Consider the following 10816-nt stretch of genomic DNA (forward strand, 5'->3'; position numbering starts at 1 on the left):
CTTCCGACAGACCCGGGGCCTCGCCGCCAATCTCAAGATGAGATTTAGAACCGTTCGCGCTCAATTTATCGGCTCCCCCAACGAATACAGCATCCCTCAACAAACAATAAATCTAGGCGAACAAAACATCCCGCTCGCATGCATCGACAAAATCGTCGGCGCTCCCGCACATGCTCAATGTTCGGCTATTCTTCCTTCGCAAATCGCTTGTCGGATAAATCGCCGCTCCATTAACCCTGATTCACTCGGGTCGCCGGTCAATCTGAGCGTGAGCCAAGTGATTCTCTCACATGAAGGATAGCAAAACGCCGCAGGCGACCTAGTAAAATCTTCGCCCGCTTGCGAAACCTTGTGGACAGCCCTTCATCGATCGAAATTTTCCGCGGGACCGCGCGGCGCACCGCGCGCGGGGCGTTTTCCGCTGCGTCCAGCCCCATCCATGGCGATCGAATCAGGCCTCAGCGCCGCGCGACGACGCCCGCGCACCAACGCAAACACGGCGCCGAAAGTCTCGAGCGTGATTTTGATTCATCTTTGGGAAAACGCGCCGCAAGCAAAGGCTGGATACGCGATCGAGAAAAGGCGTGCCCGTAGCTCGCGCGCGCCACGAAATCCCTCGAGGCGCGCGGCGTCGGTCAAGCCGAAATAGGAAACAGCGCTGCGCAGAACGCCCCGAATTTTATTCCGCTTCGTCTTCGGGTTCGGGTGGCGGCGCCATGCCTTCGAGGCCGCGCAACAGGTCTTCTTCGGTCATACGATCGAACTGGGCGTCGCCGCCAGCGTCGGCCTGGCCGGCAAAGGCGTTGTTGACCATCGGCGGCGCCGCCTCGGCCTCGGGCTCGTCGACCTCGACATGCTTTTGCAGCGAATGAATCAGATCTTCCTTCAAATCGCCCGGCGTCAAATGAGCGTCGGCGATTTCGCGCAAGGCGACGACCGGGTTCTTGTCATTATCGCGCGCCACGGTGATCTGGGCGCCGGAGGAAATCATCCTCGCGCGGTGACTGGCCATTAAAACGAGATCGAAGCGATTCTCGATCTTGTCGATGCAATCCTCGACGGTGACGCGCGCCATGGCAACTCCTCAAAAACGGTCAGCAATGAAAGGGTTGCAGGCCTCCTACACCGCCAACCCCGGCAAAGCAAGACAATCGATCCGGCCTCGCAGCCGAATCAGGCTTTTCCGGGGCGTCTCAGGCGCCGCCGCCGACGGAGAGGTGCGCGCGCACCGAGGCGAACACGGCGCGAAACATTTGCGGCGTGAGCACCCCCGTATTGGTGTTGTAGCGGGAGCAATGGTAGCTGTCGAAAAGCTTCAGATGGCTGCCAGGCAGGTCGTGAATCGCGCCATGGGAAAACGGAAACCGCGCGAGCGGCAGCCCGAAAGTCCGCAAGGCGCTGTCATGGGCGATGCGTCCAAGGACCACGATGGCGCGCAGATTCGTGAGCCCGCTCAAAGCCCCGATGAGATAGCGTCGGCAGGTCGCGATCTCCAGCGGCGTCGGCTTGTTTTGCGGCGGCACGCAACGCACTGCGTTCACAATAGCGCAATCCTGCAGTTTCAAACCGTCGTCGGGCCGACGATCATATTCACCGTCGGCAAAGCCGAATTCCAGCAACGTCGCGTAAAGTAGGTCCCCCGCGTAATCCCCTGTAAAGGGCCGCCCCGTCCTGTTGGCGCCGCGAAGCCCCGGCGCCAGGCCGATGATCGCCAGACGGGCGTCGACGGGCCCAAATGACGAGACCGGCGCATTATGCCAATCGGGGAATTGCTCGCGATTGGCGCGCCGGAACTCGGCCAGCCGCGGACAATCCTGGCAATCGCTCGGCGGCTCCATATCGAATGCCAAATGCGCCTCTGAGAAGGCCGGAGCCGTTCCGGCAAAACCATCGCCGTTCTGCGTGATAATAACACGCTGGGGCAAGGGGGCGCGACGTCAATCCCCAGCGGTCTCGTCGCCAGGCTGGGCGAAACCGGCCAATTGGCCCGGCGGACGGCGATGGTCGCCCTGACGCGGCGCGCGCTCGCCCGGATCGCGCCCGATGCGCGCAATCATTTGCGTGAGGTCCACGAACTCGTCGGCCTGACGGCGCAATTCGTCGGCGACCATCGGCGGCTGGGTGGCGACGGTGGAAACAACCGAAACGCGCACGCCTTTGCGCTGGATCGCCTCGACGAGCGAACGAAAATCGCCATCGCCCGAAAAAAGCACCATGTGATCGATATGGTCGGCCATTTCCATCGCATTGACCGCCAGTTCGATATCCATATTGCCTTTCACCTTGCGACGTCCCGTCGAGTCGACAAACTCCTTTGCCGCCTTTGTGACGACAGAATATCCATTATAATCCAGCCAATCGACGAGCGGACGTATGGATGAATATTCCTGATCTTCTACAAGCGCCGTATAATAAAACGCGCGTATCAGACGACCTTTGGCCTGAAACTCTCTGAGAAGACGTTTATAGTCAATATCGAAGCCGAGCGACTTTGCGCTTGCGTAAAGATTTGCTCCATCGATGAAAAGAGCGATTCGTTCTTGTTGCGGCATAATCAATATCTCTTCATGTTTTGATTCTAACAGAATAACAACGATAATCTTGGCAAGAAATAGGCCTTCATTCTTTCATCCAGAATTACCCGTTTCGATACCGTCTTGCGCTCTCCGATCTGCATTTCTGGAAGCATCGTAGGAGTCGTGAATTATTTGGCTTCGCTCGTTTATCAACTCGCCGGCGCCAGTGGAGTCAAGCGCGGAAATCGATCATTTCATTACATCATTAATGTGTATTAATGGCCGATTGACGATCTCTTCCAACGGATGGAAAGACGAAAATATCAATCGTCCCAAAATGGACAGTTTTCGCGCATGTTGCGGCATTTTGCGGACGATCTCGCCGCAGACGCAGAAAAATCACCCGCACGACCCCGACCTGCGCCGACGAGCCGCACTTGCCGTCAAAACTTGTTGCAGCCATGGTTTCGCGCAAGCTGCAAATCGGCTAATCCACCGCGACGCTCATTCTAGCGCGTCGTTTGAATTGGGGAAACGCTATGAAACTGGTACGCTACGGCAAGTCGGGCAAAGAGAAACCGGGCCTCATCGACGCCGCCGGCAAGATTCGCGATCTGAGCGACATCATCGGCGATGTCGGCGCGGAAACGCTCTCGCCCAAGGTTCTTGCGCGACTCGCTAAAATCAAGCCCGACGCGTTGCCCCTCGTTCGTGGCGCGCCGCGCCTTGGTCCGTGCGTGGCCCATGTCGGCAATTTCATCGCCGTTGGTCTGAACTATGCCGACCATGCGGCCGAAACCGGGGCGGCCATCCCCAAAGAACCGATCCTTTTCAACAAGGCGCCGTCCTGCATCGTCGGCCCCAATGACGACGTCATGATCCCGAAGAGCTCGGTGAAGACGGATTGGGAAGTCGAACTGGCGATCGTGATCGGAACCCGCGCTTCTTACGTCGCCGAAAACGAAGCGCTGGATTTTGTCGCGGGCTATTGCCTCTGCCATGACGTGTCCGAGCGCGAATTCCAGACGGAACGCTCCGGTCAATGGATGAAAGGCAAGGGCTGCCCGACATTCGGCCCATTGGGCCCCTGGCTCGTCACCAAGGACGAAATCGCCGACGTGCAAAAGCTCGACATGTGGCTCGACGTCAATGGCGCGCGCATGCAGAAGGGCTCAACCGCCACGATGATCTTCAATGTGCGCAAGCTGGTGTCCTACATCTCGCATTTCATGATTCTGGAGCCTGGCGACGTCATCACCACGGGCACGCCGCCCGGCGTCGGCATGGGCATGAAGCCGCCGCGCTTTCTCAAGGCCGGCGACACCGTCTCGCTTGGCATTGAAGGCCTGGGCCAGCAGGCGCAGCGCGTCGTCGCCTGGAAGAAAGAAGCCTGAACGTCGGCGTCTTGCTTCAACAACCTCCATCCGAAGCCGGATAGCGCCGCATGAGACCGCTGAAATCGATCACCGGCGCTCTGTTTGCGGCGCTCTATGCCGTGGCGTTTGTCGTCGCCTATGTCGATTATCGCAACCATATCGGCCAATGGCTGGCCGATATTGGGCTTATTTTCGTCGCGTTGCCGTTTGTCCTGACGATGCGGTTTCTGTCAGGCGGCGCCTTCGATATGACCGGCGAGGACAGTCTCAAGCTGCTGGCGGCGGCGCTATTTTGCTGCGCGCTCGCCTGGGTGATTGGCGGCGCGCTGGAATGGGCCGCGCGGGCGATTTTTCGCCTCGCGCGCCGCCGGCCGTCCGCCTGACCGGCGCGTTCAAAGGCCGAGCATCAATCTCAGATTTTGAACGGCCGCGCCGGACGCGCCTTTACCGAGATTGTCGAGCTTGGCGACGAGAACAGCCTGCCGATGTTTTTCATTAGCAAAGACGCGTAAGTGCATGTCATTTGTGCCATTAAGCGACTCTGCTTCGAGCCGCCCAGCCTCGCCGCCTCCCTCCGCCATGGGCAGGACGCTGACAAATGGACCGCCGCGATAATGCTCTTCAAGCGCTTGGCTCAATTGCCGACTCGTCGGCTTGCCAGGCAAGGCCTCCAGTTGCAGGGGAATGCTGACAAGCATCCCTTGGGCGAAATTGCCCACCGACGGCACAAATAGCGGACGCCGCGCGAGCCCCGAATAGGCCTCGATTTCGGGCGCGTGCTTGTGTTCGAGGCCGAGACCGTAGAGTTCGAAGGCCGGCGCCTGGCCGCTTTCATAGGCCGCGATCATCGTCTTGCCGCCGCCGGTATAGCCGCTCACCGACGTGATCGTGATCGGCGTCTCCTTGCTGATGAGGCCCGCCTCGGTCAGCGGGCGCAAGAGCGCTATCGCGCCAGTGGCGTGGCAGCCGGGGTTGGAGACCTTGCGCGCCTTGGCGATCGCCGCGCCCTGCCCGCGCGTCAATTCAGGAAAACCATAGGTCCAGCCCGGCGCGACGCGATGGGCGGAGGAGGCGTCGATAACGCGTGGGGCGGCCTCGCCCAGGCTCTCGATCAAGGCGGCGGTCTGCCGCGCCGCGTCATCGGGCAGGCAAAGGATCGCGAGATCGACCTCGCCGAGAAGACGCTGCTTGGCGGCAGCGTCCTTGCGCGCCTCCGCCGGCAGGCTGCGCAAGACGATTCCAGGCAGCGTGGCAAGCTTTTCGCGTATTTGCAGGCCGGTAGTTCCAGCCTCGCCGTCAATAAAAATGGTCGCTGTCATGATCGTCTCGGTCGCAGGAGCAAAGCGATGGGGCGCAGGAGCGCCATCAGAGCGCGACCTGAGGTCGCGCTCCGGTCAAGGGCGATCAGCTTCGTCGGTGGCGAGCGGCTCTTGCACGGATCATCATTTGCAAATGACGCAAATGATGCATGCCGTCAAGAGCGCCGCGCGCCCTATTTATTCGCCGCCGCGGCGATATCGATCGTGCTGATCAGAGCCATCGGATCGCCGGCTCCCACGGCATCCGTAAACTTGAACGTCCCCGACTTCGGATGCAGCGAGATGGTCAGATTGGTGGGCGCGGCGATGAATTTCTGCGCCTCCGCGGCGACTTTCAACGCGGACGGATCGCCGCCCAGCACAGCCGGCAGCATCTGGCCCGCCGCGCCCATCCATTGTTTCTTCAGGGCGTCGGGCGTCGTCTTCTGCTGGTCGGCGAAATAGGTGACCGATTTTTCAAAAAGACCCGCATTGACGAATTTGATCTCAATCGCGGCAATTGCGCCTCCCATGACGGCGCCCATCCGCGCCGAAGCGTCAGCGCCAAATAAAGCCGGATCAATATCGGCGAAATCCGCCTTCAGCTTGATGGCGCCGGCGTTGGGACTGTCGATCGTGAAGTCATCAAGCGTCAGTTTCTTGGCGCCGGCGTCGTAATGAGCGGCGACATGCGCGCTCAATTCGACGCGCGTATAGCCCAGGATCGCCAGGGAATTGGCGAATTCCGAGCCTTTGGACGGCTCGATAACAAGGCCCTTCACCGTCGTCGCGCCGTCCTTGAGAATATCGCCATCGTAATTGTTGCGGATTTCAACGGAACCGAGCGCGATGTGGATTGTCTTGCCTGGGCCGGCGTCCTTATCCGGGACGGTGAAATCGAGGCCTTCCCACGAAACATGACCCAGATGAGTCAGCGGGGAAATCTGTTTGGGATCCTTGGCGGCGCCCAACGCATCCGCCAGATCGGCGTTCTCCATGGTGAATGCGCCAGCCTTGATGCTCACCGGACCGTCCTTGTCCGTTCCGGAGCCATCGATGCCCGAGAAGCCGAATTTGCCGACTTTGCCTGAATCGATGTCGCTTCCGGTGACATCGTGAATATGGATGGCGCCGCCCTTTTTCGGCGCGACATCGATCAGCGGAATCGACATTTCGCCGACCTTCAGCTTTTGCATCAAAGCGGTTTTATCCTCCTGCGAAGTATCGGGCGTCAGCAGTTTCTTGATTTCGTCCTCGCTGAGATTGGTCCCTTTGAACTCGGCATGTTTGATCGTCATGACGTCGCCGTCCTTCGACGTGGTCGTGAAATCATCCAGCGTGACCTCCTCTTCCTGTCCCACCGGCCATGCGGCCGCCAATCGCGGGAAGGCGCCCAAAGCCAGAACAAGCGTCAGAAGCGATGCGCCGGCGAGCGTTGCGCGCGACGCCAGGCGAACGGAATGGTGAAACATGACTGAAACTCCCTGGAAAAGGTCAATATCGCCCAAGCAAGCGCGAACGGCCCCCAGCCAAATCGCAAACTCGCGCCCTTCGCTTCGGGCGCATGCGCTCAAGCCCCACGGGGGCGAAGATGCCCTAAGACGAGCCGCATGTCGATGGACGGGGAGCAAAGGCGGCTCAGGAATCCTGGAGCGAGATGATTTATGGTGGAACCGCCGATCGCAATGACGGGAGTTCGATTCAATTAATTCCTATCTCGCTCTTGCCTTCCTGAAGCGACCACAATGATATCAATGGGTTACATTTTCACCTGCTCAACATTTGCAAATTTTTTCGAGCCTGATCGTGAGATATCAAGGGGTTGCAAGCGAAAAACCGAAAAAAGCGATTTTCTGAAAAACCGCCGCCGCCCCGCCCTTTCTGCCCGCCCTTCGTGGCGCGTGCTCGCGCAAAAACTCAAGCGTCTCCGTTGGAAAACATCGGAAACTATACGATGGAAAAGCTGGAGCGTCCAGGCAATATTTCTCTAAAATAGAAACAAGCGGCTGGACTCTTATCCGCTAGTCGCCCCGGACCGAACATTGCTTGTTGGCGTCCGCCGCGATCAGGCTGGCGTCGACCGCGAAGCCTTCGCCGCCGACCAGGCCTTCGCTGAGGCGGCGCTCGACCACCGTCTCGAACAAATGCCGCAGGATGTCGCTCTGCAGGAAGCGGCGATGCCGGTTAAGCGAAAAAGTGGAGTGATCAGGCGCCTTGCCGTCAAGGCCGAGCCAACAAAACCAACGATATCCGCCAAATGCGGACTCTCGGCGCCGAACGTGAAAGGCGCCTCTCAGACGGACCTTGAATCCGATGAAAGCTCTGGTGGTCGCAATATTTAAAAGTAATTACAATAACTTATGAGCCAGCCAACGCGAGTAGCGACGCCCCCGAGGCGCCACTACTCTTTCGCCTTCTGCAAACGGATCGAACTGCGAGGTGAAACCCATGTCGGACGAGCAAGTGCGCTGGCTTTTGAAGGTCATCCAACCCGAAGGGACCTTGGCCTCCCTCCCCGGGGGCGCCAACCTAAACCGGGAAGCTCATGCCGGGCTCCTCAACCTCCCGGTCGATATCTACGCGACCGAACTCGGCCGCATGCAAAAGGAGGCCTCGGAAGCGGCCGGCGCGTTGCTTGCTGACCCAGCCGTGGCATCGATGGTCGATCGCCTTCCCCTGCGGAAAGGGGCCAAGGTAGTGGCGTTCGGCGACAGCTTGACGTCCGATCCCCAATCTTGGGCGGTAGTCCTGAGGGAAATGCCGGCGAGGCGCCGCGGCGCCGACGGGATTTCGTTGACCATCAGCGCAATCGCAGGCGAGACGACCACGCACGGTCTCGTGCGGATCGCAAATGCCATCAATTCCCGGCCCGACTGGATACTCTTCCTCTTCGGTACGAATGACGCCCGCACGCAGGGCCCGCACCCCACGAAGACGCTCGTCCATCACGAGGAGACCGCGCGCAACATTGCCGAGCTGCGTCAGCGCGTTTCCAGAGAGAGCGCGGCGAGCTGCGTTTGGATCACCCCGCCCGCGGTCAACGAGGCACAGGTGGGGGCGCATTGGGGCCTGGCCAGGTTCGGGGTTCGGTTCCGCAACGAAGACTTGGCGCGAGTCGCCAAGATCGTCCGCGAGGGCGACGGGCCGGTTATCGACGCCTTCTCAACGCTGGGGAGTCCCCCTCCTTCCGACCTGCTCATGGACGACGGTCTGCATTTCACTGTGGCGGGCCAGAAGCGACTGGCGCTCGAAGTGATCCGTGGCTGGAGCGAGCTCAAGTGAAACATCTCGTCATCGGCGCCACGGGAAACATCGGCTCTCGGGTAACCCGGCGCCTCGTTGATTCTGGAGCGCGCCCGTCCGTGTTCGTGCGCAGCGCGAAGAGGGCCAGAGCCCTTTTCGGCGACCATGTCGATATCCATACCGGAGACCTCGAAAAGCCAAGCTCCTCGCTCGCGACTGCGCTGGCTGGGGTCGACGGCATATTCCTCCTGACTGATGGATCGGATCTCGAGAAGCGAGATCGCGCGGTCTCCTTCGCCGCCCGCGACGCAGGCGTACGACATGTGGTCAAGCTCTCTACGTTGGACGTGCGAACCGGGATCGGCACCGGTCCGTGGCACGCACGCGGCGAGGATGCCATTCGGGAGAGCGGGGTTGTGTTCACGTTCATTCAGGCGGCCGGATTCATGTCCAACGCGCTCGGTTGGTCGGAATCCATCCGCCGAGAGGGCGTGCTGCGCTCGTCTACGGGTGGGGGCAAGATCGCATTCATCCATCCAGACGACATCGCCGCCGTCGCCACGGCCGCCCTGACCACGCGCAACCACGACGGCCAGGCGCTGGTGATCACCGGCCGTAAGGCGCTGTCCTATGGGGAGATGGCGGCCACGATAGGCAGAGCCATCGGCAAGCCCGTCGGCTTCGAGGAAATATCCGACCGGCAGGCGTACGCCGACGCCGTCGAATGGGCGGGGAAAGGCCCCTACGTCGATGCCCTTGTGGGCATCTGGCGCGCGGTGCGCGAGGGCCGACTTGACACGGTGACGGACGGGGTAAAACGAGTAACTGGGCGGCAACCAATCCCGTTCGCTCAGTGGGCCGCCGAGAACGCCGCTTCGTTTCAGTAGTGCTTCGGTGCGGCGCCTTAAAGGGGCAGCAACAAGAACTGCACGAAATCGTATGCTAAGGCGATATTATACTTGACGGGACCAACCACTAACCGACGCGACGGGCCTCCGCGCGAGCATGACCGGCGATTTCTGGGCGTTTCCACGAAATGCGCAAAGTCTCGTGCTGGAGGCGGTCAATGTAAATTCCCGCAGTGGTCCCTGAAATGTTGGGGTTTAGGTTGAGGACACCGTTCGCTTGTACGCGACGAAATTTGAGGTCGGCGGGAAGGCCGAAAGGACCAAAGTCAATGTCTAAGCGTATTCTTCGAAACGGATACTGCGAGGCCTCTATCTCTATCAGGCACGGGTCATCAACAAAGTCATCGTGATATTCGACTGTCTGTCCTCTTAATATGAGGTTCTTTTTGATGAAACGAAAATTTCTGTCATAGTCAGAATTAATAAACCAAATCGGAATTAATGGCATATACCACCCATATGGCATTGGTCGGCCAAATTCTTGTATTATCTCATATCCTTTTACTTCTGATCCTACCAACTCGACCAGGTTCTTAACGTCTCCGTCATGACAATACGAGCTTACTTCAAGTCTTCTCACTCTACCGGTGGAGTTGGTTGGAGAGGCCCCGCTGTAGCAAGCGCTGACATTACTTTGATTTGCTCTGAGAATTTGTTTTCTATCCGATATTAATACCGATCCACGATTGTCGAAGAATGTGTACTTAATTTTACTCTCAACGATGGTAATTGGCCTATGGAAATACATGGACCTTATCGCGAGCATATAAATGCAGGCGCCGACGATGACGACGCAAAGCCAGCGAAGGGCGAACGCCGCTGTCAGCTCCGGATGAAGCAACGATGTTATGATCTGCGTGAGGCTTTGGGGCGGCTCAAGGAATGCGGGATATATCAGGCCGATCACGCCCGCGACCAAGAATGCCCAGTTCAACAGTTTTGCGAACGGTCCCCACATAGACAAATCCCCCCGCTGTTGGCAGCAGGGGGATTGTTATCCATTATAATAAAGTAAATCTACAAGGATTTTAGACTGTTTCCCTGACAGATGTCACGATGGACCCTCTTTTGGTGAAGCATGTGATCATCGTGGGCTCCTTTTCATCTCAGGCCGATAACTTTGGGAACCCAGCAAGGTTCCCCGATCCGACGGCCCATTCGAGTCGGTATATTGTGCCGGATGGTGGCTATTGCAACCTAACGTTCCGTTAATCGTGAAGAGTCGCAAGTCCCTGCGGTCCACGCCCTTAGGCATCTCACTTTGAAGTGATTTGCGCTAATAGGCAAGCGGCGCGATGCCGCATTACGGGACGGGTCCCCAACGTCTTCGGGCGCATCACTTTTTGTTGGCGTTTGGCGCCGGGGATTCTGGTCGATGCTGAACGATTTTCCTAAGTGTCCGTCTCGAAACTTCTCGATTCGAATGAATCGGTTATGATTCCTGTTGGGGGCAGCCTGATTCGAGGAGCTGCCGA

General features: G+C 58.8%; 10 protein-coding genes and 1 pseudogene. 4 read left to right on the forward strand and 7 right to left on the reverse strand.

The annotated features are described in order from the left end of the window. Positions 1-679: 679 nt before the first annotated feature. The 3 genes from rpoZ to GSQ90_RS09215 all read right to left on the reverse strand — a co-directional run bounded on the left by rpoZ (position 680) and on the right by GSQ90_RS09215 (position 2552). A complete protein-coding gene (gene rpoZ, locus GSQ90_RS09205) occupies positions 680-1075 on the reverse strand; it encodes a DNA-directed RNA polymerase subunit omega (RefSeq protein ID WP_158814536.1) in 396 nt (131 codons plus the stop codon). 118 nt (positions 1076-1193) lie between these two features. After that, positions 1194-1838: a uracil-DNA glycosylase gene (locus GSQ90_RS09210; protein ID WP_158814551.1), complete on the reverse strand. Its 645-nt coding sequence runs from the start codon at positions 1836-1838 to the stop codon at positions 1194-1196. 99 nt (positions 1839-1937) lie between these two features. Continuing rightward, positions 1938-2552, reverse strand: coding sequence for an NYN domain-containing protein (locus GSQ90_RS09215; protein ID WP_158814537.1), 615 nt, complete (start codon positions 2550-2552; stop codon positions 1938-1940). A 503-nt stretch (positions 2553-3055) separates the two neighbouring features. Between GSQ90_RS09215 and GSQ90_RS09220 the strand changes: the two genes are divergently transcribed. Next, positions 3056-3910: a fumarylacetoacetate hydrolase family protein gene (locus GSQ90_RS09220; RefSeq protein WP_158814538.1), complete on the forward strand. Its 855-nt coding sequence runs from the start codon at positions 3056-3058 to the stop codon at positions 3908-3910. A gap of 50 nt (positions 3911-3960) precedes the next feature. Beyond that, on the forward strand, positions 3961-4275 hold the full coding sequence (locus GSQ90_RS09225) for a hypothetical protein (protein WP_158814539.1): 315 nt from the start codon (positions 3961-3963) through the stop codon (positions 4273-4275). A 9-nt stretch (positions 4276-4284) separates the two neighbouring features. Here GSQ90_RS09225 and argC read toward each other — a convergent pair whose 3' ends face one another. The 3 genes and pseudogenes from argC to GSQ90_RS09240 all read right to left on the reverse strand — a co-directional run. Continuing rightward, positions 4285-5211 carry an N-acetyl-gamma-glutamyl-phosphate reductase gene (gene argC, locus GSQ90_RS09230; protein ID WP_158814540.1) on the reverse strand — a complete coding sequence of 309 codons (927 nt, stop codon included), beginning with the start codon at positions 5209-5211 and terminating at the stop codon, positions 4285-4287. 173 nt (positions 5212-5384) lie between these two features. Continuing rightward, entirely contained in the window at positions 5385-6662 is a 1278-nt protein-coding gene (locus tag GSQ90_RS09235) for a hypothetical protein (RefSeq protein WP_158814541.1), read from the reverse strand. 561 nt (positions 6663-7223) lie between these two features. After that, positions 7224-7439, reverse strand: a pseudogene (locus GSQ90_RS09240) (transposase); the annotation flags it as partial. Positions 7440-7638: 199 nt separating this feature from the next. Between GSQ90_RS09240 and GSQ90_RS09245 the strand changes: the two are divergent. Then, positions 7639-8472 carry an SGNH/GDSL hydrolase family protein gene (locus GSQ90_RS09245; RefSeq protein ID WP_158814542.1) on the forward strand — a complete coding sequence of 278 codons (834 nt, stop codon included), beginning with the start codon at positions 7639-7641 and terminating at the stop codon, positions 8470-8472. Beyond that, on the forward strand, positions 8469-9320 hold the full coding sequence (locus GSQ90_RS09250) for an NAD(P)H-binding protein (protein WP_158814543.1): 852 nt from the start codon (positions 8469-8471) through the stop codon (positions 9318-9320). Before GSQ90_RS09245 ends, GSQ90_RS09250 begins: the two co-directional genes overlap by 4 nt. 88 nt (positions 9321-9408) lie before the next feature. Here GSQ90_RS09250 and GSQ90_RS09255 read toward each other — a convergent pair whose 3' ends face one another. Next, positions 9409-10299: a hypothetical protein gene (locus tag GSQ90_RS09255; RefSeq protein WP_158814544.1), complete on the reverse strand. Its 891-nt coding sequence runs from the start codon at positions 10297-10299 to the stop codon at positions 9409-9411. Positions 10300-10816: the final 517 nt, after the last annotated feature.

The sequence above is a fragment of the Methylocapsa sp. S129 genome (genome assembly GCF_009765995.1).
Taxonomy (GTDB): Bacteria; Pseudomonadota; Alphaproteobacteria; order Rhizobiales; family Beijerinckiaceae; genus Roseiarcus.